The organism is Massilia sp. WG5, assembly GCF_001412595.2.
Classification (GTDB): domain Bacteria; phylum Pseudomonadota; class Gammaproteobacteria; order Burkholderiales; family Burkholderiaceae_D; genus Telluria.
Genome location: NZ_CP012640.2, coordinates 1,142,746 through 1,166,193, shown reverse-complemented (window position 1 = coordinate 1,166,193; position 23,448 = coordinate 1,142,746). Strand labels below are relative to the sequence as shown.

The window sequence follows — 23,448 nt, the reverse complement described above, 5'->3', positions numbered from 1 at the left end:
AGTCACTTGGCGAACATAAGACTAGTCGACGCCCCTATGTAGGCTCTATGCATGATGTTTTGTCAGTCCAGTCCTACTAGGGAGAAACATTCAAAAAAGGGAATTGTTAGCTGCTCAGAAATGGTGAAGGGGCATTAAAACGATTTCGCGCTCAGCCATACAGGCAGTTTTCGCCACAATGTTCTCTACATTACGTTCATGGGGAACATAGCGCGGACTCATAGTCTTGCCATCCGTAAGCCTCTTCCCGTGTCCCCGCTGCAGTGCAAGCCCGACTTGTCCTACAGTGCCGGCAAAGGTGCGCGGCCCGAAGCAATTCACACAAAGCGGGCAAGACTCGGTAAAATCGAGCGTTTATGCAAAGCGCCGAGAAGGCGAGATCATGTCCAACGAAACCGCAGCAAGCACTCCAGATAGCGTCGACGAAGTCGGCGCCGCTCCCTCGGCCAAGACCGCCGCGCAGATCGCGCGCGAGGTCCAGCGCCGCCGTACCTTCGGCATCATTTCCCACCCCGACGCCGGCAAGACCACGCTCACCGAAAAGCTGCTGCTGTTCTCGGGCGCGATCCAGATGGCCGGCACCGTCAAGGGCCGCAAGAGCGGGCGCCACGCGACCTCCGACTGGATGGACATCGAAAAGCAGCGCGGCATCTCGGTCGCGTCCTCGGTGATGCAGTTCGAGTTCCGCGACCACGTGATCAACCTGCTGGACACCCCGGGCCACCAGGACTTCTCGGAAGACACCTACCGCGTGCTGACCGCGGTCGACTCGGCCCTGATGGTGATCGACGCCGCCAAGGGCGTGGAAGAGCAGACCATCAAGCTGCTCGACGTCTGCCGCATGCGCGCGACCCCGATCGTCACCTTCATGAACAAGATGGACCGCGAAACCCGCGATCCCCTCGAGCTGCTCGACGAGGTCGAGTCGGTGCTGAAGATCGAGTGCGCGCCGGTGACCTGGCCGATCGGCATGGGCAAGAACTTCCGCGGCGTGTATCACCTGATCAAGGATGAGATCATGCTGTTCAAGGCCGGCGAGGAAAAGGCCGACGGCGACTACGAGATCATCAAGGGCATCGACAATCCGCGCCTGGCCGAGATGTTCCCGATGGAGATCGAGCAGCTGAAGATGGAAGTCGAGCTGGTCCACGGCGCTTCGCACGTGTTCGACCTCGAGCGCTTCCTGGCCGGCGTGCAGACCCCGGTGTTCTTCGGTTCCGCGATCAACAACTTCGGCGTGCGCGAGATCCTGTCGGCCCTGATCGACTGGGCCCCGGCCCCGCGCGAGCGCGACGCCACCGTGCGCGCCGTGAAGCCCGAAGAGCTGCCGTTCTCCGGCTTCGTCTTCAAGATCCAGGCCAACATGGACCCGGCCCACCGCGACCGTATCGCCTTCCTGCGCGTGTGCTCGGGACGCTTTGACAAAGGCATGAAGGTGAAGCACCTGCGCCTGGGCCGCGACGTCAAGCTGTCCTCGGTGGTGACCTTCATGGCCTCGAGCCGCGAACAGGTCGAGGAAGCGTACGCCGGCGACATCATCGGCCTGCCGAATCATGGCAACATGCAGATCGGCGACAGCTTCTCGGAAGGGGAGCTGCTGACCTTCACCGGCATCCCGTACTTCGCGCCGGACCTGTTCCGCACCGTGCGGATCCGTAATCCGCTGAAGATGAAGCAGCTGCACAAGGGCCTGCAGCAGCTCGGCGAAGAGGGTGCCGTGCAAGTGTTCAAGCCGGTCATGGGCAGCGAACTGATCCTGGGCGCGGTCGGCGTGCTGCAGTTCGAGGTGGTCGCCAGCCGCCTGCTGAACGAGTACGGCGTCGACGCCGTCTTCGAAGGCTCCAGCATCAGCAGCGCGCGCTGGGTCTCCAGCGACGACAAGAAGGCGCTGGCCGACTTCGAAACGGCGCTGGCGCCCCAGGTGGCCTACGATGCGGCCGGCAACCTGGCCTTCCTCGCCACCTCCGGCGTCAATCTGCGCCTGACGCAGGAACGCTGGCCCAAGCTGCAGTTCCACGCGACCCGCGAACACGCGGCAAAGTTGGACTGAACGCTGGCGCGCGGTGGTGGGCATGTGATGCCCACCCTGCCGTCACCGTAGGGTGGGCGGCCTGCGCCCACCATGCACATCCGTCACAACTGCTTTTTCCCCACCAGCGTCTCCACCACGCTGCCCACCCAGCAAACCACGAACACCCAGCCGCTCAGCGTGACGATCCACGAGCTCGGCTGCGCCTCCACCTTCGCGGCGATCGCCGCGGGATCGAGCGCCACCGCGCCGGACAGCACCTGGTCGGCGACGGCGCTCGCCTCGTCCAGCGCGAAGTTCAGGTAGACGAAGCCCGCCACCAGGGCCGGCAGCGCGAACAGCAGGGCCAGGCGGCGGCGCCGCTGATACCACTGGCCGACGCCGGGGAACACCAGGGCCGACAGCAGGGCCGCGGCTCCATTCGAACGCTTCATGTACTTCCTTTCCGTTTTTGATCGGGCACAAAAGCCATTGTGCCGGACAGCGTAGATTGCCTCAATGCACGTCTATTTCGTGCTTGTCAGAAATAGCTGAGCGACATCGTTGACAGGGAGAAGACCATGACGCTTGCAATCCCGTTTGTAATCCATTATCCACGGAGCCGCTGAGATGCTGGCGCGGCTCCGGATCGGCCCGAAACTGCTGCTGGCGCCAGGCGTGGTGCTGATGCTGCTGGTGCTCCTGTCCTGCGGTGCCTACGTCGCGATGGTGCGCCAGAATGCTTCGCTCGACGCCATCGTCCAGCAGCGCGCCACCCATATGCGCACCGCGTCCGAGCTGGTGGCGTCCGCGCAGCGTGCGAATGCCCAAGCCTACCAGATCCTCGCCTGGATCAGCGGCAGCTTCCCCCGTTCGCGCATCGATCCGCTGGTGCGCGACGTCCAGCAGCAGCAGACGAAGGTCGAGGGCGGCTTCGCCAGCCTGAGCCGGCTGGGCCGGGAAACCCCGGCCAGGCACCGCGAGGCCGAGCTGCGCTACGTCGAGCAGGCCGCCTCCGCCTGGCGCCTGTACGTGGCCGCGGTGCGCGACGTGATCGAGCTGGCGCGCGAAGACCAGTCGGTCAGCGCCACCGCGATGGCCAAGGCGGAGCGCGCCTTCGGCGTGGTCGCCGAGCGCCTGAACGAACTGGCGCGCCGCGAGCAGGAGATGTCGGAAGAAGCCTCCGAGCAGGCCGCGGACGACTTCAAGTCGGTCGCGACCCTGATGCCGATCGTGATCATCCTGTCGATCGCGGCCTCGCTGATGATCTCGATGGCGGTGCGGCGCTCGCTGCTGGGCGAGATCGGCGCCATCGGGGCGGCCGCCAGCAGCCTGGCCAGCGGCGACCTCACGGTGCGCGCCCGGGTCGACGGCGACGACGAGATCGCCGCCACCTCGCGCGCGCTGGACGACAGCATCCGCAACCTGAACCTGTCGCTGCGCACGATCCTCGACTCGGCGCGTTCGATCGGTACGGCTTCGCGCGAGATCGCCCTCGGACGCGCCGGCCTGCCCGCGCGCGCCGGCGTGCGCGCTTCGCTGGAGCAGACCGCGACCTCGATGCAGGACCTGGCGGCGGCGATGATGGAGACCGCCGACTCGGCGCGCCAGGCCAACCGGCTGGCCGAATCGGCCACCGTCGCGGCCCAGCAGGGCGGCAGCGTGGTGCACCGGCTGGTGGCGACCCTGGAGCGGGTGCGGCGCTCGGCGGCGCGCCTGGACGAGGTCGGGGAAGCGATCGAGACCGCCTGCGGCCGCGCCGGCAGCCTGGCCCTGAGCGCGGCGGTCGAGGCGGCCCGCAGCGGCCCGCAGGCCCTGAACTTCGCCCAGGTCGCCTGCGAGGTGCGGGCCCTGGCCGGCCGCGCGGCGGCCGACGCGCGCGAGGCGCGCGAGTTGGCGCGCGAGGCGATGGATGCGATCGAAGGCGGCACCGGCATCGCGCTGGACGCCGGTTCCAGCATGGCCATTCTTACCAGCTCGGTGCAGGAAGTGGGGAATATCGTCAACCGCATCGAATGCGCCAGCGCGGCGCGCGCCGAGAACCTGGCGGGCGTGAACCAGGCCATCGTGCGCATGGACGAGCTGAACCAGCAGGGCACCCGCATGGTGGAGGAAGCCGCGATGGCCGCGCGCACCCTGCAGCAGCAGGCGCTCAGCCTGTCGCAGGCGGTGGCGGCGTTCCGGCTCGACGAGGCGGCGCAGGCCCCTTCGGACGCCGGGAATGAAAACGGGGCTGCCGGAGCGCCTGACAAGCGCCCCGGCAGCCCCGGGCATCCCTATCTCCGGCTGGCAAGCAGCCGCAGGCCGGGGCCCCGATAAACCTACTGCGCGTTGCAGTTGGCGTCTGCGATGCTCGCTGTACTACTCGTACAGCTGCGCTTCTCGACGCCAACTGCGGCCGCTCGCTACGGTTTCTCGAGGCCCCTTGAAGTTAGCGATTATTCGTAATCTTCGATGGGGGCGCAACCGCAGAAGAGATTACGGTCGCCGTAGACGTTGTCGGCGCGGCCGACCGGCGGCCAGTACTTCTTGCGGCGCAGCGACGGTACCGGGAAGGCGGCGACTTCACGGGTGTAGCTGTGCTGCCAGTCGTCGGCGGTGACCACTTCGGCGGTGTGCGGCGCGCCCTTCAGCGGGTTGTCCATGCGGTCGTACTCGCCGCGCTCGACCTTCACGATCTCGGCGTGAATGGTGATCATCGCCTCGATGAAGCGGTCCAGTTCGGCCTTCGACTCGGACTCGGTCGGCTCGATCATGAGCGTGCCCGGCACCGGGAAGCTCATGGTCGGGGCGTGGAAGCCGAAGTCCATCAGGCGCTTGGCCACGTCTTCGTTGCTGATGCCGGTCTTGTCCTGCAGCGGGCGCAGGTCGATGATGCACTCGTGCGCGACCAGGCCGTCGTGGCCGGTGTACAGCACCGGATAGTGCGGCGCCAGGCGGCGCGCGATGTAGTTCGCGTTGAGGATCGCCGTCTCGGTGGCGGCGGTCAGGCCTTCCGCGCCCATCATCGCGATGTACATCCACGAGATCGGCAGGATCGAGGCCGAGCCGTACGGCGCCGCGCTCACCGCGCCGATGCCGGCTTCGTTCCGCTGGTAGCCGGTCGAGGCCTGGTTCGGCAGGAAGGGCACCAGGTGTGCGCCCACCGCCACCGGACCGACGCCCGGACCGCCGCCGCCGTGCGGGATGCAGAAGGTCTTGTGCAGGTTCAGGTGGCTGACGTCGCCGCCGAACAGGCCCGGGCCGGCCACGCCGACCAGCGCGTTCATGTTGGCGCCGTCCACGTAGACCTGGCCGCCATGCGCGTGCACGATCTCGCACAGTTCCTTGATGCCTTCCTCGAACACGCCGTGGGTCGACGGGTAGGTGACCATCACGCAGGCCAGGTTGGCGCTGTGCTGCTCGGCCTTCTTCTTCAGGTCCTCCAGGTCGACGTTGCCGTTCTCGTCGCAGGCGGTGACGACGACCTGCATGCCGACCATGCTCGCCGATGCCGGGTTGGTGCCGTGCGCCGACGACGGGATCAGGCAGATGTTGCGGTGGCCTTCGCCGCGCGACTCGTGGTACTTCTTGATGATCAGCAGACCGGCGTACTCGCCCTGCGAGCCGGCGTTCGGCTGCAGCGACACACCCGCGTAGCCGGTCACGGCGCACAGCATGGCTTCCAGCTGGCCGATCATTTCGCGGTAGCCGACGGTCTGGTCGTCCGGTGCGAACGGGTGGATGTTCGAGAACTCGGGCCAGGTGACCGGGATCATTTCCGAGGTCGAGTTCAGCTTCATCGTGCACGAACCCAGCGGGATCATGGTGCGGTCCAGCGCCAGGTCCTTGTCGGCCAGGGTGCGCAGGTAGCGCAGCATCTCGTGCTCGGCGTGGTAGCGGTGGAAGGTCGGGTGCGTCAGGTAGGCGCTGGTGCGCGACAGGGCGGCCGGGAAGGCGTCCTGGGCATCGCTGTCCAGGCTGTCGAAGTCGACGCTGGCGCAGTTTTCCAGACCCTTGCCGGCGGCTTCGGCGAAGATCTTCGCCAGCAGGGCGATCTCGTCGCGGCCGGTGGTCTCGTCCAGCGACAGGCCGACGTGGCGCGCATCGACGCGGCGCAGGTTGACGCCGTTCTCGACCGCGATGCGGTGCACCTCATCGGCGTTGTCGGCGATGACGGTCAGGGTGTCGAAATAGGTCTCGTTGGCCAGCTGGAAGCCGAGCTGCTGCAGCGAGGCGGCCAGGATGCCGGTGTAGCGGTGCACGCGGCGGGCGATCTGCTCGAGGCCTTTCGGGCCGTGGTAGATCGCGTACATCGAGGCCATCACGGCCAGCAGCACCTGCGCGGTGCAGATGTTCGAGGTCGCTTTTTCGCGGCGGATGTGCTGTTCGCGGGTCTGCAGCGCCAGGCGGAACGCCTTGTTGCCCTGGGCGTCGACGGTGACGCCGGCCAGGCGGCCCGCCATGCTGCGCTTGTAGTCGTCGCGGGTGGCCAGGTAGCCGGCGTGCGGGCCGCCGAAACCGAGCGGCACACCGAAGCGCTGGCTGTTGCCGACCACGACGTCGGCGCCCCATTCGCCCGGCGGGGTCAGCACGGTCAGGGCCAGCAGGTCGGCCGCGACCACGACCATCGCGCCGGTCGCGTGCAGCTTCTCGCAGGCGGCGCGGTAGTCGCGCACGTCGCCGTTCACGCCCGGGTACTGCAGCAGGACGCCGAAGCAGCTTTCCGTGAGGTTTTCGATGTCGCTTGCTGCGATGCTGCGCACCTCGACGCCGATCGGCTTGGCGCGGGTCTCGATCACTTCACGGGTCTGCGGCAGCACGTCGTCGGCGACGTAGAAGACTTTCGAGGCCGACTTGCCGACGCGCTGGATCAGCGTCATGGCTTCGGCGGCGGCGGTGCCTTCGTCCAGCATCGAGGCGTTCGCGATGCCCATGCCGGTCAGGTCGGTGATCACCTGCTGGAAGTTCAGGATCGCTTCCAGGCGGCCCTGCGAGATCTCGGGCTGGTACGGGGTGTAGGCGGTGTACCAGGCCGGGTTTTCGAAGATGTTGCGCAGGATGACAGGCGGGGTGAAGGTGCCGTAGTAGCCCTGGCCGATCATCGACTTCATGACCTTGTTCTGCGAGGCGATGCCCTTCAGCTTGGCCAGCGCGGCCTGCTCGGGCAGCGGATCGAAGAACTGGACCAGGTCCAGCTTGTCCTTGCGGCGGATGTTGGCGGGAACGACGGCATCGATCAGGGCGGCGCGGCTCTGGTAGCCGAGGACGGACAGCATGGCTGCCTGTTCGGCGTCGGACGGGCCGATGTGGCGCGGGATGAAACCATCGCGTGCTTCGAGTTGGGTCAGGCTGGTGCGGGTCATGGCGGAAGTCGAAAAAGAGGAATCGAGGCGGGAAGGATCAACGTCGTCCCCGCGGAGGCGGGAATCCAGGTTGCGGGCAGATCGGGAAACTTGGACCCCCGCCTGCGCGGGGGCGACGTGCTGCTTTCGGGGTGGTGCTGGTTAAGCTTCGGTGGTCTTGCCGTAAGCCGCTGCATCCAGCAGGCCGTTGATCGCGGCCGGGTCGCTCGGCTGCAGCTTGAACAGCCAGGCGCCGTAGGCGTCGGCGTTGATCGAGTCCGGGGCGTCGGCGGTGGCCTGGTTGACGGCGGTGACGGTGCCCGAGACCGGGGCGTAGATGTCGCTGGCGGCCTTGACCGACTCGACCACGGCGGCGTCGTCGCCGGCGGCGAAGGTCTTGCCGACCTGCGGCAGTTCGACGAACACGATGTCGCCCAGCGCGTCCTGTGCGTATTCGGTGATGCCGACGGTGACGGTGCCGTCAGCTTCTTGACGGACCCACTCGTGGGATTCGGTGTATTTCAGGTCGGCTGGGATGTTCATGCATGGCTCCTAATGGATAGAGAGAGAGGGCGTTAAGTATAGGTTGTTCTTGTCTGCGGACGCGCTTCAGGCGGCCAGCACCTTGCCGTTGCGCACGAACGGCAGCTTGACGACGGAAGCGGCCAGTTTCTTGTCGCGGATTTCGACGTGCACGGTGTCGCCGACCTGCACCTCGGCCGGGACGCGCGCCAGCGCGATCGCCTGCTGCATGCTCGGGCTGAAGGTGCCGCTGGTGATCTCGCCGGCATTGCCGCTGGCGGCCACGACTTTCTGGTGGGCGCGCAGGATGCCGCCTTTTTCGCGCAGGATCAGGCCGACGAAGTTCTGCTGCTGGCCCTTCTGCTGCAGGGCGGCCTTGCCGATGAAATCGCGCTCGGCTACCAGGTCGACGGTCCAGGCCAGGCCGGCGTCGAGCGGCGAGACGCTGTCGTCCATGTCCTGGCCGTACAGGTTCATGCCGGCTTCCAGGCGCAGGGTGTCGCGCGCGCCCAGGCCGGCCGGCTTCACGCCGGCGCCGATCAGGGCATTCCACAGTGCTTCGGCCTGCGTGGCCGGGACGCCGATCTCGAAGCCATCCTCGCCGGTGTAGCCGGTGCGCGCCACCATCACTTCGCCGAACGGGGTGTCGTTCACGATGACGACGTTGAAGGGCTTCATGGCTTCCGAAGCGGCCTGCGTGGCCGGCAGCACCTGCCAGACCCTGGCGCGGGCGTTCGGGCCCTGCACGGCGATCAGGGCGATGCCGTCGTCGCTCAGGTCCGCGCGGCGGGGCGTGATGGTCAGGCCGCTTCCGGTGGCATCGTTCTGCTGGCGGATCCAGGCGATGTCCTTCTCGGCGGTGCCGGCGTTGACGACCAGGCGGAACCAGTCTTCGCGGAAGAAGTAGACGATCAGGTCGTCGATCACGCCGCCTTCCGGATTCAGCATGCAGGAGTACAGGGCCTTGCCCGCGGTCTGCAGCTTGTCGACGTTATTCGCCAGCAGGCCGCGCAGGAAAGGGCGCACGTTCGCGCCCTGCAGGTCGACCACGCACATGTGGGAGACGTCGAACATGCCGGCGTCGGTACGGACTGCGTGGTGTTCCTCGATCTGGGAACCGTAGTTGACGGGCATGTCCCAGCCGCCAAAGTCGACCATCTTGGCTCCGAGGGAGCGGTGTGCGGAATTGAGCGGGGTCGCTTTGAGCGTCATGGCGTGAGGTCCTCGGGCAGTGAAATAGGGGTCGAGCACGCGGTATGTCCGCGTGCTTCCTGCACCCCTCTGTCCTCGATACCTGAGAGATAGCGGCTTGAATCCGCCTGCCCCTTCGGTGGGCCCGCCTGGGGCCGCTCTCCAGAGTTGGTCCGCCGCGCCTGCCTATACAAGCAGAAGCGTGCGTCCCCCGACCGGTCCGGTTGCCTGAGAGTTTTCGGGTGATGCCCCTTCGGCGGCAGCTGGTTTCTGCGCTCTCCCGGTCAAGACTGCGAAGGATATGCGAGCCGTGACGGGAAGTCAATCGAGGAAGCCCTGTTCGGGCCAGCCCGGTAGGCGCGCACTATTGCAGTGCGTCTACAAGGGGGAAAAGCCGTGTTTTGTTACACTCGCCCTATGACCCTTCCGAAAGAAGAGAGCGACTATGAGCGAAGATCAAGCAAAACAGCAAAAGGAGGCCTGGTTCACCCTGTCCGGTGACGTCAACAGCGACATGGTGCATCGCGTTTTCGAAGCCGTCTCCGAGATGGCCGAGGACGGCATCGAGACCGCCCACGTGCTGCTGCAGTCGAACGGCGGCTACGTCAGCGACGGCCTGTGCCTGTACAACTTCCTGGCCAACTCCCCGGTCGAGTTCGTGATGTACAACGGCGGCGCGGTGGCTTCGATCGCCGTGATCCTGTTCCTGTCCGGGACCCGGCGCTACGCCAGCGAGACGGCCCGCTTCATGATCCACAAATCGCATGCGACGGCCTCGCCCGGCTCGCGTCCGGACGCCCTCAACATCATCGTCGAAGGCCTGCGTGCCGACGATGCCCGCACCGAGTCGATCCTGCGCAAGCATATCGAACTCTCGCCGGAGCAATGGGGCATCCACCAATATGGCGACCTGCACCTCAACGCGCGCGACGCCAGGACTGCCGGCCTGGTCAACGACGTCATCGACTTCGCGCCGCCCAAGGGCGCCCGCCTGCAGAACATCTGATCCAGCCTGCGCGGCGCCGGCCGCGCACCTGCGCTTTCCCGGCGCACCGATAAAACAGGGCCCGGAACGGTTTCCCGTCCCGGGCCCTGTTGCCGTCCTTGAAGGCCGAAGGGGGCGCTGCGGCGGATGCTGCGGCGTCGCCTTCGACCTCAGGCGGATTTAGCGGTTGCCGTCGTTCTTGTGGCTTTGACGGCCGGCAGCGGCATGCTGCTCCGGCGTGCCGCCACGGGTGCTGCCCGAACGCGAGCCCGAGCCCGAACCCGACTGCTTGTTGCCGTCGTTCTTGTGGCTCTGACGGCCTGCTTCCGCATGCTGCTCCGGCGTGCCGCCGCGGGTGCCGCCCGAGCCGCCCGAACGCGAGCCCGAACCCGAACCCGACTGCTTGTTGCCGTCGTTCTTGTGGCTCTGCTGGCCGGCCTTCACGTGCTGCTCGTGGGAGCCGCCCTGGTTGCCCGATTTGCTGTTGTTCGCCATGATCATTCCTTTCAAAATATTGGAAATGTTCTGCTTTACCGTAGCGTCCTGAAACATTGGAAATCAGTAGCGTTTCCGGTAGGTCAATAATGCGAGCCCGGCAGTTGATGTGGTATCGGAACACAGCGTGCGGTCTTGTAGGAGATGGCCTAGCTATAGAAAACAATCTCTCTATAAAATTTGCTGCGCTGAGAAAGTCATTCTATCTCGATGCGTGAAGATTTTGTGAAGTCTTTGATATGCGGATCATGTTAGCTCATCAATAGCATAAACATTCTTTTCTGCAATGACTAGCCGGTGCCTGTCGGAGGACACCCGGCGGCCCCAGCGGCATGGCGATCCGCAGAATGTGATTGCCATATGGAAATTATGTGCCACAATAGCAGCAAGCAAGCCAAATATACCGCCGTCCACCAATGTCATCGAGCCGAATCCAGCGTCCGGCAGCGCGCCAGGCCGCCTTGCAGCAGCAGGCGACGCTGGATGCGCTCGTCGGTATCGCAGCGGCGCGCTTCAAGGAGCAACTCACGTCCATGGCGGGCCGGTTTGGCGCCGCACTGGCGGACGTCGGCCAGCCGGGCATGGATACCCGCGAGGTGTACCGGCGCGTCCGCTCCGGCAAACTCCTGAAGGACAACGGCTACGCCTACTTCCACCTGGCCGCTACCGGCCTCGAACGCGCCCTGCGCCAGGAACTCGAGCGCCTGCTGCCCGGCGATGCCGCCAGGGACGTACCGGCCACCCTCAGCCTGGTCCCGCTCGAGGTCATGGACAGCAAGGTCGCCTTCGGCGCCATCACCCGGCCCTTCGACATCCAGCATTCGGAGCAGCTGGCGGCGCTGTCGGTCCGCCTCGGCCTCTTCCTGGGCAAGGGCGTGCTGCGCGCCGATGCCAATCCCTTCCGGCCCGAAGTCTTCCTGAAAGCCCTGGAAGAAGCCTGGCGCGAATTCGAGCCGGAAGAAGAATCGCACGACCTGATCCTCGAACTGCTGCGGCCCGCACTGGTATTCGACTTCGCGCCCTTGTACGAGGCCCTGGTCGAGGCGCTGGTGCGCAAGGATGGCCAGGCGGGCGCGGTCGAGGCTTGTCGCATCCAGAAGACCGACGATGCCGCCGCGGCCCGCGCCGCGCGCGCCAGCGGCAAGGCCGCGCTGGCCGAGCAGTTGCGCAAGCTGTTCGGCGATGACGCGCCCCTGATTCCCGAGCTTCCCGAGATGCCCGCGGGAACCGGCGGCTGGCGGCCCAGCGCCGCGGCCGGGTTTGCCTCGGCGGCGGCGGAGCAGGGCGAGCCGCAGGAGGCCGCCGGCGCGTTGGATGCGCCGCCGGGCACGGCCCGGCCGGCGGGCGGATTCCTTGCAGCGGCCGGCGCCGGCGTGTCTGTGCCGGTGCCGGGCGCGCCGGCAAGCGGCGTTGCGGCGCCCGGCTTCCACTATCCGGGCGCCGGCGCCGCGGGCTTCTTCGCTGCGGCCGCATCCGGCGTGGCGCCGGCCGGCAGCGTCGCCGGCGCCGCTCCGTCCGGCAGCCTGGCCGCCGCCGGCCTGCCTCCCATCCCCGGCCTGCCGCACGATGCCGCGCTGCTGAGCCCGGGCCAGGCCGCGCCGCTGCTCGACTTCCTGGCGCGCATCGAGCCGGCGCTGCAGGCCCAAGCCCAGGCTCAGGCCCGGGGGCAAGGGGAGGGCCAGGCCCAGCCGGTCGGCGCCTTCCCCGCGGCAGGCGGCGCGCTGCCGCATAACGTCTTCTATTTGCCGCGCTTCGCCCAGAGTCTGCCGAAGGGCAGCCTGTCGCGCGGCGATGAAAGCACGCTGGGCCTGTTGTCGCGCGTGTTCGAGACGGTCCTGCTGGACGACAGCATCCCGCCGCAGACGCGCGAACTGCTGCATGTGCTGCAGGTGCCGGTGCTGAAGGCGGCGCTGCTCGACAAGAGTTTCTTCTACGAGGAAGCGCACCCGGCGCGGCGCCTTGTCGACCTGCTGTCGCGCATGGGCTGGGAGCAGCGCAAGGACCGGGACGATCCGCTGTTCCAGGTGATGCAGCGCAGCGTCGAACGGGTCGGCGCGGGCGGCGAAGCGCATCCCGAAGCCTTCGCCGAAGCGGTGGCCGAGCTCGAGGCCGGCATCGCCGCCGAGGAAAGCGCCCAGGAACAGGCGATGGCGGGCCCGGTCGCCATCGCCCTGAGACAGGAAAAGCTGCAGGTCGCGACCCGCGCCGCGCGCGACGCGGTCGCCCTGCGGGTCGAGGCCGGCGAGGTCGAGCAGGTGGTCAGCGGTTTCCTCGAGCAGCGCTGGACCACGGTGATGACCTTCGCCTACAGCATCGAAGCGGACAAGCCGGGCGCGGTCGGCAATGCCACCCGCGCGATGGATGAGCTGATCTGGAGTGTCAAGCCGAAGCCGACCCAGGAACAGCGCAAGTCCCTGATCGCCAAGCTGCCGAAGCTGCTGACCACGCTGAACAAATGGCTCGATGCGATCAAGTGGCAGGACGCCGAGCGCCTGCAATTCTTCGCCCGCCTGGCCGAGTGCCACGCCTCGATCGTGCGGGCGCCGATCGAACTGTCGCCGGAGCGCCAGCTGGAACTGGCGGTCGAGGCGGCCCAGCAGGATGCGCTGCGCCGGGTCGAACTGGAACAGGCTGCGGCCGAGCAGGAAGCGGCGCGCCAGCAGATGATTTCGCCGGTGGACGGCCTGGAGCGCGGCATGTGGTTCGAGTTCCGCGGCGCCGAGGGGGCGCGCAAGGTCAAGCTGGCCTGGGTGAGCCCGCTGCGCACCCTGTTCATCTTCTCGGGGGCGGGACGGCGCGAAGCCTTCTCGCTGTCCGCCGAAAAATTCGCCGGGCTGCTGCACGCCGGCGCCGCACGCGTGCTGGCCATCGATGGCGTGGTGGGGCAGGTGCTGTCGGAGGCAATGCAGGCGGCCGCCTGAAGTGCGCTATAGTCGAGCCGCACGCATTCTCGACGATTTCCAATCATGATCTGGTGGTCCCATCTCTCCGCCCTGGGCGGCCTGAACGTCACCGCATTGCTCGCCCTCGCCATCGCCGCCTGGCTGGTCGGCGCGCGCTGCTGGCGGCTGGCGCTGGCCTGGTGCCTGCTGTTCGGCGCGGCGATCCTCATTGCGGCGGCCAGCCAGGTGGCCTTCCTCGGCTGGGGCATCGGCGTGCGCTCGCTGGGCTTTACGGGCTTCTCAGGCCACGCCACCCGCGCCGCGGCCGTGTTCCCGGTCGCGCTGTTCCTGCTGCTGGATCGCCAGGGCAGGCGGCGCGTCGAACGGCGCAAGGAAGGACGGGCGGACGGGCAGCCCGAGCGCCGCAAGGAAGGCTGGCAGCGCGCCGCCGTGCTGGCGGGCGCGATCCTGGCGGCGGCGGTGGCGGTGGCCCGCGTCAAGGTTCACGCCCACACGCCCAGCGAAGCCATTGCAGGCTGCCTGCTGGGCCTGGGCGCGGCCGGCCTGTTCATCGTGCGCTGCCGCGCCGCGCGCGACTGGACGCCCCAGCCACTGTTGCTCGGCCTGCTGGCGGCAACCGTGCTGCTGCCGCGCGCCGACCCCATGAATTCCCACCAGTGGCTGACGGCGGCGGCGCTCAAGCTGTCCGGCAGCGACCGCGTCTGGCTGCGCGACGATTGGCAGCCGGCGAGGAACGCCTACGTACCGCCGTGCGCGCCGTACAGGCGCCGTTTCGACCTCCTCTGCACCTGATCACTTCCTGCTGTCGACGGCTATGGCGCCGCCGGGTCGACCTTGCAGCAGCGCCTTCGCCACCGCGAGCGCCTCGGCCGGCGGCGCCGCGACATCCGGAATCACACCCGTGCCTTCCCAGTTGCCGTGGGTGATCGGGCTGATGCTGCGCGCGCTCGGTATCATGGCATACAGGTGATCGCCAAGCCGCCAGGGCATGGTCGGATGCGCGCCTCCCCAAGTCCGTGCGCCGATCACGGTGGCGCGTTTCAGGGCCTGCATGGTGTAGGTGAAATCTTCGCCGGCGGACGCTGTGCCGGGGCCGGCCAGGATCACGACCGGCTTCTTGCCGCCATAGCGTTTGCCGTCGAGTTTGTCTTCTGTCCAGAACTGCGCCGTTTCCCCGGATGCGCGGTCCCAGATGTCGTTCAGGCGGGTGCGCTGGTCGACGAAATAGCTGACCAGCAGGGCCACCGATAGGGGCGTGCCGCCGCGGTTGTCGCGCACGTCGATGACAAGGGCATCGGTATCGGCGAGCTCGTCCATCGCAGCAGCATATTTTTCGGCCGTGAGATAGGGTGGCGGAAATCCCGACACTTTCAGATAGCCGATGTTCGGCGTCAGATGTGAGACCTTCTCGACGCCGAATGTCGCCATGCTGCGCCCGATCCGGTTGATCCAGCGCATGGCGACATTGCTGTCCTCGGGTGGCGCCTGCAGCGATGCCAGCCGTTTCATGGAAGGCGGGGGCGGCTGGGGCGGCAAGCGTTCGGGGCTGAACCTGACTCGCATATGCAGGTCATGGGCAACGAACGCCAGGTCCGCTTCAAGCAGCGCGGCCAGTTTCACGCCGCTGCGGGCGCCATCGTAAGCGCCGTCTTGCCGCCGCTGCCGCAGCAGGGTCTCGATCTGTTTTGCCTTGTCGGGAAAAACGTAGTACCGGTTCAGGCCAGCTACCAGGTTATCGATCGCTTCTGCGCGCATGGCCCCGTCGACCACGACCTTGGGGCGGGGGCGGTACGCTTCCCATGCCGGGCGCCATACCGGCATGGCGGCAAACACGCCGATACCTGCCAGCAATAATAAAGAAGGTATGGCAATCCATTTCTTTTTCATATTGTGTCCTCTCGTAAATGGCTGGCAATGGTCTCGTCAGCAGCATTGCCTTCGGCTGTCCGGCAATATTACGACCTGAGCATAGCACTAAAAATGCCATTGAATAGCAATTCCAATTGCTATTTTGGTGAGCATGCGTTTCGCATGCGCCCAAGGGAGGATCGATGACGCTACAGGGAGTGAAATTGATCGGGACAGCGCGGGCGCCCAGAGTGGGAAGCGACGCCAAATCTTGGCCGTAAAGCAAGGAACAGGTGGTATGATTCAGCTTTTGACAGATACCCCTCCACCCTGAGCAAACGTGCGTCTATCCTCCATCAAATTGTCGGGATTTAAGTCTTTCGTCGATCCCACCAATTTCCAGGTGCCGGGGCAACTGGTCGGCGTGGTCGGCCCGAACGGATGCGGCAAGTCGAACATCATCGATGCCGTACGCTGGGTGCTGGGCGAATCGAAAGCCTCCGAGCTGCGCGGCGAGTCGATGCAGGATGTGATCTTCAACGGCTCCACCTACCGCAAGCCGGCCGGGCGCGCCTCGGTCGAACTGGTGTTCGACAACAGCGCGGGCAAGGCGGCCGGGCAGTGGGGCCAGTACGCCGAGATCGCCGTCAAGCGCACGCTCACGCGCGACGGGACCTCGACCTACTACATCAACGGCCAGCCGGTGCGCCGGCGCGACATCCAGGACATCTTCCTCGGCACCGGCCTCGGCCCGCGCGCCTATGCCATCATCGGCCAGGGCATGATCTCGCGGATCATCGAGTCGCGGCCCGAGGAGCTGCGCGTATTCCTGGAAGAGGCGGCCGGCGTTTCCAAATACAAGGAGCGGCGCCGCGAGACCGAGAACCGCCTGTCCGACACGCGCGAGAACCTGGTCCGCGTCGAGGACATCCTGCGCGAGCTGAACGCCAACCTCGAGAAACTCGAGGCCCAGGCCGCGGTCGCGAACCGCTTCCACCAGTTGCAGGCCGACCAGGAAGAAAAGCAGAAGCTGCTCTGGCTGCTGCGCAAGAACGAAGCCAAGGCCGAGCAGGCGCGCTGGTTCCTCGAGATGGAACAGGCCCAGACCGGCCTCGAAGAACAGAACGCGAAGATGCGCCACCTGGAGCTGGAACTGGAGCGCATGCGCCAGGCGCATTATGAAACCGGCGACCGCCTGCATGCGGCGCAAGGCGCGCTGTACCAGACCAACTCCGAGATCGGCAGCCTGGAAGCGCAGATCAAGTTCGTGGTCGAGTCGCGCACCCGGCTGCAGAACCAGATCGGTACGCTCACCGCCCAGCGCGAGCAGTGGCTGAACCAGGCGAACGAGACCCAGGAGCAGATCGAGGAAGCGGAATACCGGCTGGAGGAACTGGCGGCCCGCGTCGAAGGCGCGCAGATCGCGGTCGAGGCGCAGAACGAGCGCCTGCCGGAACTGGACGCCGCCTGGCGCGCGGCCCAGGAAAAATCGACCGAATCGCGCGCCCGCATCATGCAGGTCCAGCAGCGCATCGAACTCTCGTCGGCGCACCAGCGCAATGCCTCCAACATCCTCGCGACCCTGGCGACGCGCCGCGAGCGCCTGCAGCAGGAACGCGGCAACCTGAACCTGCCGGACGCCGGCCACCTCGACAAGCTGCGGATGCAGCAGGAAGAGAAGCAACTGCAACTGGAAGAACAGAACCTGTTGCTGGAGGAAGCCGCCAGCCGCCAGGAATCCAGCGAGCAGGAGCGGCGCGAAGCCCACGCCCAGGTCCAGCAGGAGAGCGCGGCGAACGCCAGGCTGGAAGCGCGCCTGTCGGCCCTGCGCCAGCTGCAGGACCGGGTCCAGACCCAGGGCAAGGTCCAGCCCTGGCTGCAGAAGCACGAACTCGACAAGCTGCCGCGCCTGTGGCAGAAGCTCGATATCGAGGCCGGCTGGGAGACCGCGCTGGAGTCGGTGCTGCGCGAACGCACGGGCGCGCTCGAGATCTCGAACCTGGACTGGGCGCGCGGCTTCTTCGGCGATGCGCCGCCGGCGCGCATGGCCGTCTACACGCCCTCGACCGCCGCCCCCGCGCCGGCGGCGCACGGTCTGAAATCCTTCGCCAGCCTGCTGAAACTGAACGACCCCGGCCTGCGCGGCCTGCTGGACGACTGGCTGCACGAGGTGTATGTGGCCGACGATCCGGGCACGGCCCTGGCCCAGCGCGATCGCCTGCCGCCAGGAGGCTGTTTCGTCACGCCGCACGGTCACATCGTCAGCCGCTCCAGCGTACGCTTCTACGCCGCCGACGCCGAGCAGGACGGCGTGCTGGCGCGCCAGCACGAGATCGACAACATCGGCAAACAGCTGCGCGCCCAGGCCCTGCTGCTGGACGAGGCGCGCAGCCGCGCCACCCGCGCCGACGCCGCCGTCACGGAGCTGCAGCGCCGCCTGCAGGACGGCCGCCAGAAGGTCGCCACCCTGCAGCGCGAAACCCACGCCCTGCAGATCGAGGTGGTCAGGCAGGCCGAGGTCGAGGCCCGCTTCAACCAGAGGAGCGGCCAGATTTCCGCCGACCTCGACGAGATCGCGGCCCAGGAGTCCGAGCAGCGCCAGGTCAAGGCGGAGGCCGAGGCCCGGTTCGAGGAGCTCGACATGGAGCTGGCCGAGCTGCAGGGTTCGCACGAGGACGGCCAGCTCGCATTCCAGGACAAGGAACGCGCCTTGAGCGAGGCGCGCGACAGGCTGCGCGAGCTGGAACGGGCGGCCCAGGAAGCGGTATTCGCCGAGAAGACCCAGCGCACCCGCATCGAAGAGCTGCGCCGCACCATCGCCACCGCCAACCAGCAGGCGGCCCAGGTCCTGGAGAGCATCGGCGCCGGCAAGATGGAGCTGGAAGCGCTGGAATCCGGCACCGCCGCCGAAGGCCTGCAGGAACTGCTGGCGCGCCGCACCGCGCAGGAGCAGGCGCTGGCCGACGCGCGTCACGAACTCGACCAGCTGACGCAGCAGCTGCGCAGCGCCGAAGAAGCGCGCATGGGCGCCGAACGCAGCCTGCAGCCGCAGCGCGAGCGCATCACCGAGATGCAGCTGAAGGAGCAGGCCGCGCGCCTGAACCAGGAACAGTTTGCCGAAGCCCTGAGCGCCACCGGCGCCGACGAGGCCGAGCTGACCAGCAAGCTGAATCCGGAAATGAAGCCGCAATACCTGCAGGGCGAGGTGACGCGCCTGACCAACGCGATCACGGCGCTCGGCGCGGTGAACCTGGCGGCGGTCGAGGAGCTGGCCCAGGCCACCGAAAGGAAGCGCTTCCTCGATTCCCAGAACGCCGACCTGCAGGAAGCGATCGCCACGCTGGAGGGCGCGATCGCGCGCATCGACCGCGAATCGCGCGACCTGCTGCAGGACACCTTCGACCGCGTCAACGCCAACTTCTCGGAACTGTTCCCGATCCTGTTCGGCGGCGGCACCGCCAGGCTGGTGATGACGGGCGAAGAAATCCTGGACGCCGGCGTGCAGGTCATGGCCCAGCCGCCGGGCAAGAAGAACGCCACGATCCACCTGCTGTCCGGCGGCGAAAAGGCGCTGACCGCGACCGCGCTGGTATTCTCGATGTTCCGCCTGAATCCCGCGCCGTTCTGCCTCCTCGACGAGGTGGACGCGCCCCTGGACGACGCGAATACCGAGCGCTTCTGCCGCATGGTCAAGCGCATGTCGGACCATACCCAATTCCTCTTCATCTCGCACAACAAGATCGCGATGGAGATGGCCAACCAACTGATCGGTGTGACGATGCAGGAGCAGGGCGTATCGCGCATCGTGGCGGTGGACATGGAGTCCGCCGCGAATTTCGCTACTGAGGCACAAGCAGCATGACAGATTTCCAAATGAGCCTGATCGCCGCAGGCGGCATCTTCGTCGTCGGCGTCATTAGTTACAACAAGTGGCAGGAGTACAAGGCCAGGAAGAGCGTCGAACGCGCCTTCTCCACCGACCATGACGACGTGCTGATGAAGAGCGGCGCCGCGCCGGCCGCACCGGTGGAGCCCAGCTTCGACGAACCCGCGCCGGCCCCGCGCCAGGAACCGGTGCTGGACGCGAATGTCGACGCGCCGTTTGCGGAACTGGCCGGCGCCGACGCCCTGGCCGAGCCGGTCGTCCGTGAGCCCGCTCCCGCGCATCCTTCGGCGCCGCCCGCCGTCCACGCCGCCGCGCCGGCCGCAGGCAGCGCCGCCGCTGCCCTCGATCCGCTGGCCGGCCTGCCGGGCGCCAAGCCGGACACGCCGCCCGCCGAGCTGGCCGAAAACCTGGTCGACCCGCTGATCGATTGCCTGATCCCGCTGAACATCGAAGGCGCCCTGCGCGGCGACAAGATCCTGCCCGCGCTGCTGAAGCTGCGCCGCGTCGGCAACAAGCCGGTGCACTTCGTCGGCCTGGCCGTCAACGGCGACTGGGAGCCGATCGTGCATGGCGGCGTCTACACCAGGCTGCAGGCCGGCGTGCAGCTGGCCACCCGCAGCACGGCCCTGAACGAACTCGAATACTCGGAGATGGTCACGCGCTTGCGCGCGGTGGCCGACGAAATCGCCGCCGAGCCGGAAGTGCCGGACATGATCGAGGTGATGAGCGAGGCGAAGAACCTGCACCGCTTCGTCGCCGGGCATGACGCGCAACTGGGCGTGAACCTGGCCTCGAAAGGCGCGCCGTGGGCGATGTCGACCCTGATCGGCGCGCTCGAGAACCAGGGCTTCGACGTGCGCCCGGACGGTCGCTTCGCCATGCTCGACAAGGAAGACGGACCCGCGGGCGGCGTGCTGTTCACCCTGTCGACCAACGTCAACCTGGGCGCCGACACCACTTCGCGCCTGACCCTGCTGCTCGACGTGCCCTGCGTGGCGCCGGCCAAGGACGGCTTCGGCAAGATGGTCGCCTGCGCCAAGTCGCTGGAGCTGCGCCTGGACGCCGCCATCGTCGACGATTTCGACCAGCCGCTGTCGGACGAAGCCCTGGGCGAGATCGCCGGCCAGGTCGGCGAGTTCTACCAGGAGATGGAAGCGGCCGACATCCCGGCCGGCTCGACCCGCGCGCTGCGCCTGTTCAGCTGAAGGAGCGTCCATGGCTGAACAGCAGGATTACCTCGAGCGCATGGCGTGGCTGGTCAGGGAGCTGAACCACCACATCTACAACTACCACGTGCTCGACGCCCCGACCATTCCGGACGCCGAGTACGACAGGCTGTTCCGCGAACTGCAGGAACTCGAAGCGGCGCATCCGGAAGCGGTATCGAACGATACCCCGACCTCGCGCGTGGGCGGCGCACCGATCCCGGAATTCAGCCAGGTGACGCATGCAATGCCGATGCTTTCGCTGAACAACGGCTTCTCGGACGAGGACATCGACAACTTCGACCGCCGTGTGCGCGAAGCTCTCGGCCGAACCCAAGTGGACTACGCCGCCGAGCTGAAGTTCGACGGCCTGGCGATCAGCCTGCGCTACGAGAACGGCGTGTTCGTGCAGGCCGCGACCCGCGGCGACGGCTATACCGGCGAGGACGTCAGCGCCAACATCCGCACGATCAAGGTGATACCGCTGCGCCTGCAGGGCAGTGCCAATGGAGAAAAGGCGCCCGAAGTGCTGGAAGTGCGCGGCGAAGTCCTGATGTTCAAGCAGGACTTCGAACGCCTGAACCAGCGCCAGCGCGACGCCGGCCAGAAGGAATTCGCGAATCCGCGCAACGCCGCCGCCGGCAGCCTGCGCCAGCTCGACGCCCGCATCACCGCCCAGCGCAAGCTGCGCTTCTTCGCCTACGGCATCGGCGTGCTCGAAGGGGCCGACATGCCCGGATCGCACTCCGCGGTGCTGGACTGGTTCGAGCGCCTCGGCCTGCCGGTGTCGAAGGAACGCGCCGTGGTCACCGGTTGCGAAGGCATCCTCGCCTACTTCCGTTCGATCGGCGAAAAGCGCAAGACGCTGCCCTACGAGATCGAATTTACTAACTTCTGAGAATCGGTTTACAACGCACGCATTCCGGCGTAGAGTGTCAAGACACATAACTTTGTGTTAAGACAACCATGGGCCGTCGGTCGAAACCTCCCGTACACATTCAGTTATTGCCTGACGCCAATCGCGCCCAGTTGCAAGATGACGGTTTACCGCCGCTCAAGCGGTTTATCGATATATCAGACGGCGGCAGTCGTTCTGAACAAAAACTTACCCGGTTCTACCTTCAAACGCCTTCATCTGCAGAGGTCATAGCGGCCAAAGCAAATGGCATCAAATATGTCATCGGCGGGAACAGCGGTAATCGCGGCTTATCGTCACTTGCACTCCCCGATTTCGCTTCTCAAAAGATCACGCCCGGATTCGGCCACCAATTAGCACGGCTAATGATTCATTTCCTAACGGGAAAATACAAATCATATAGCACGCTGACGAATATCGTTACCAGCGTGAAGATTTGGATCGAGTTCATCTCCACCTCTCGTTTAGAAAAATTAGATGGTTTCAACATTTACAGTATCGAATATCAGGACTGGCTGGATTACAGAAGCTTCCTTGAGACGGGAAACGTCAAAGGTTATAAGAGAGCATTCGGTGATCCCAGATCTATATTTTCATCATATCATGCGACGAGTTTTGACGGAAACTTGCAAAAGATAGCTTGGCCAAATCCACGTCGGAATAATGCTCCTGAGCCGCATAATCATTCCGGTGATGATATAGACGGGGCATATTCCGATGCAATTATGTATCAATTGCTAGCGCAATTTCTCTATCGGTTCAAGCGCCAGATAGCTTACTTGAAGCATTATGAAGAGTTGACATTGGAGTCTCTTGGCGAAGATTGGATATTCCATGGACGTAAACCCAGGCGAGCAAGTAACGGAAGGGCCGATATTTATAATTTCTTGCATCTTTGGCTATCGACCGAGATTGGCTACGGAAAAATATTAAATCATAAACTTCTATGGTTTAAGCTTAATTTTCATTCAAAGAAGCAATTTACTAAACTGATTCTTGGTTATGCGAAGTACTGTCCTGATTTGGCAAAAAAATATGAGGCATATGTAGTCTGGGAAAGGAAGACCCATCTTCTACACTCTACTGCGCCAAGACATAATGTTTTCGGACTTTATGCTAAACGTTCAGTGAAAGACGATAAAACGGGGGCTCTATCGCAACTTGCATTCTGCCTGGTTAATATAGTAATGATTTATACTGGGCTCAATAAAGAGGTTGTGCTAAGTTGGTCGTCGCGTATTGATGGGAAAAGCATATTGTCCCAAGGCGACACCTTGTTCGTTAGAAAAGAGGGTGCGCCTAAAGAAGTCGAGATTATCGGATGGAAAAGAAAAACCGGTTCGCTCACAAAAGACAAGCCAATTGCCGTTGCTATAGTGATCGATAGTCCTTTATATCAGATGTTGGAGGAGTATGAAAGGCATGCGAAAACAAATTTTGACGGCCCGTTCTTTGAAATGGCAGAAACTGTCGTAAGTCAATGGGGTCGGGATTTGAATCAACGTTATCCCGTAACTCTAGAAAACGGGGAGCTCTTACAGAGCTTGGAAACAAAAAGATTCAGAAAGGTATTTGCGACAACAAAAATGTTGGAGCACCTATCTGGTGTCGTGAATTCTCAGGAGCTTGCGGACCGGCTTCAATCAGACCTAGACCACAATACGCTAGACGTTACTCTATCTAATTATATAATGCGTTCGCAAAACGCCACAGCGGTTCTCGATATTGCTATAGCTACAATCACTTCCAAAAATATTAATCAAGCGTTGGAATTCGCTGGCGAAGTATCTTTGGAGGATAAACCTGAAGCGCGAAAATCCCTATACTTGTGCGAGTGCAAAGATCCAGCTAACCCTACCCATGGCATGGCGATCGCAAAAGAATGCACCTATTACGACCTATGTCTCGGTTGTAGGCGTAGTATCATTTGTCAAAAACACCTGCCATACATCTGCTTGAGAATTCTTCAATATGAAGAGCAACGACTGATAATGGGTGTTACTTGGAACGCCGTATATGAAGATCGTTGGTTGATTGCTAACGATGCATTAAATAAGTACAAAAAGAAAAATTCAAGGGACGGTGAGGCTTTAGTTCAGCGTGCGTGGGAGGACGCGAGATCGGGAGCGGTGTCCTTGCCTCCAATCATACAAACTAAAGTTTAA

At 64.8% G+C, this 23,448-nt stretch carries 14 protein-coding genes, 1 pseudogene and 2 riboswitches; of the genes and pseudogenes, 9 read left to right on the top strand and 6 right to left on the bottom strand.

The window, feature by feature from the left end:
* Positions 1–382 precede the first annotated feature (382 nt).
* Positions 383–2,050 carry a peptide chain release factor 3 gene (locus tag AM586_RS05020; protein WP_060566947.1) on the top strand — a complete coding sequence of 556 codons (1,668 nt, stop codon included), beginning with the start codon at positions 383–385 and terminating at the stop codon, positions 2,048–2,050.
* A gap of 83 nt (positions 2,051–2,133) precedes the next feature.
* Here the strand turns inward: AM586_RS05020 and AM586_RS05015 are convergent, their stop codons facing one another.
* The gene (locus tag AM586_RS05015) at positions 2,134–2,463 is read right to left on the bottom strand and encodes a hypothetical protein (protein ID WP_047826403.1); all 330 of its coding nucleotides are present in this window, start codon (positions 2,461–2,463) and stop codon (positions 2,134–2,136) included.
* Between the two features lie 175 nt (positions 2,464–2,638).
* Between AM586_RS05015 and AM586_RS05010 the strand changes: the two genes are divergently transcribed.
* Positions 2,639–4,327 carry a methyl-accepting chemotaxis protein gene (locus AM586_RS05010; RefSeq protein WP_047826404.1) on the top strand — a complete coding sequence of 563 codons (1,689 nt, stop codon included), beginning with the start codon at positions 2,639–2,641 and terminating at the stop codon, positions 4,325–4,327.
* Positions 4,328–4,446: 119 nt separating this feature from the next.
* On the opposite strand, the gene gcvP is transcribed toward AM586_RS05010, so the two are convergent.
* The 3 genes from gcvP to gcvT all read right to left on the bottom strand — a co-directional run bounded on the left by gcvP (position 4,447) and on the right by gcvT (position 9,066).
* Positions 4,447–7,353: an aminomethyl-transferring glycine dehydrogenase gene (gene gcvP / locus AM586_RS05005; protein ID WP_047826405.1), complete on the bottom strand. Its 2,907-nt coding sequence runs from the start codon at positions 7,351–7,353 to the stop codon at positions 4,447–4,449.
* 141 nt (positions 7,354–7,494) lie between these two features.
* Positions 7,495–7,875 (bottom strand): glycine cleavage system protein GcvH, encoded by a 381-nt coding sequence (gcvH, locus tag AM586_RS05000; protein ID WP_047826406.1) that lies wholly within the window; start codon positions 7,873–7,875, stop codon positions 7,495–7,497.
* A gap of 66 nt (positions 7,876–7,941) precedes the next feature.
* The gene (gene gcvT, locus AM586_RS04995) at positions 7,942–9,066 is read right to left on the bottom strand and encodes a glycine cleavage system aminomethyltransferase GcvT (protein WP_047826407.1); all 1,125 of its coding nucleotides are present in this window, start codon (positions 9,064–9,066) and stop codon (positions 7,942–7,944) included.
* Positions 9,067–9,125: 59 nt separating this feature from the next.
* Positions 9,126–9,221, bottom strand: a riboswitch (glycine riboswitch).
* Between the two features lie 30 nt (positions 9,222–9,251).
* Positions 9,252–9,338, bottom strand: a riboswitch (glycine riboswitch).
* A gap of 152 nt (positions 9,339–9,490) precedes the next feature.
* On the opposite strand from gcvT, the gene AM586_RS04990 reads away from it, so the two are divergent.
* Positions 9,491–10,051: an ATP-dependent Clp protease proteolytic subunit gene (locus AM586_RS04990; RefSeq protein WP_047826408.1), complete on the top strand. Its 561-nt coding sequence runs from the start codon at positions 9,491–9,493 to the stop codon at positions 10,049–10,051.
* Between the two features lie 159 nt (positions 10,052–10,210).
* Here the strand turns inward: AM586_RS04990 and AM586_RS04985 are convergent, their stop codons facing one another.
* A complete protein-coding gene (locus AM586_RS04985) occupies positions 10,211–10,525 on the bottom strand; it encodes a hypothetical protein (protein WP_060567171.1) in 315 nt (104 codons plus the stop codon).
* 416 nt (positions 10,526–10,941) lie between these two features.
* Here AM586_RS04985 and AM586_RS04980 point away from each other — a divergent pair, with 416 nt between their 5' ends.
* Together AM586_RS04980 and AM586_RS04975 are read left to right on the top strand one after the other, a co-directional pair.
* Positions 10,942–13,446 carry a DUF1631 family protein gene (locus tag AM586_RS04980; protein WP_060566945.1) on the top strand — a complete coding sequence of 835 codons (2,505 nt, stop codon included), beginning with the start codon at positions 10,942–10,944 and terminating at the stop codon, positions 13,444–13,446.
* 45 nt (positions 13,447–13,491) lie between these two features.
* The gene (locus AM586_RS04975; RefSeq protein WP_060566943.1) at positions 13,492–14,220 is read left to right on the top strand and encodes a phosphatase PAP2 family protein; all 729 of its coding nucleotides are present in this window, start codon (positions 13,492–13,494) and stop codon (positions 14,218–14,220) included.
* Here AM586_RS04975 and AM586_RS04970 read toward each other — a convergent pair whose 3' ends face one another.
* Positions 14,221–15,315 (bottom strand): S41 family peptidase, encoded by a 1,095-nt coding sequence (locus AM586_RS04970; protein WP_082439658.1) that lies wholly within the window; start codon positions 15,313–15,315, stop codon positions 14,221–14,223.
* A gap of 301 nt (positions 15,316–15,616) precedes the next feature.
* Here AM586_RS04970 and smc point away from each other — a divergent pair, with 301 nt between their 5' ends.
* The 4 genes and pseudogenes from smc (at position 15,617) to AM586_RS28035 (ending at position 23,448) form a co-directional block, all read left to right on the top strand.
* A complete protein-coding gene (smc, locus tag AM586_RS04965; protein WP_082439657.1) occupies positions 15,617–19,138 on the top strand; it encodes a chromosome segregation protein SMC in 3,522 nt (1,173 codons plus the stop codon).
* On the top strand, positions 19,135–20,367 hold the full coding sequence (locus tag AM586_RS04960) for a cell division protein ZipA C-terminal FtsZ-binding domain-containing protein (protein ID WP_060566940.1): 1,233 nt from the start codon (positions 19,135–19,137) through the stop codon (positions 20,365–20,367). The genes smc and AM586_RS04960 overlap by 4 nt, the downstream gene beginning before the upstream one ends.
* Before the next feature lie 10 nt (positions 20,368–20,377).
* Positions 20,378–21,250: pseudogene (locus AM586_RS04955) on the top strand (NAD-dependent DNA ligase LigA); the annotation flags it as partial.
* An 83-nt stretch (positions 21,251–21,333) separates the two neighbouring features.
* Positions 21,334–23,448 (top strand): hypothetical protein, encoded by a 2,115-nt coding sequence (locus AM586_RS28035; protein WP_156895588.1) that lies wholly within the window; start codon positions 21,334–21,336, stop codon positions 23,446–23,448.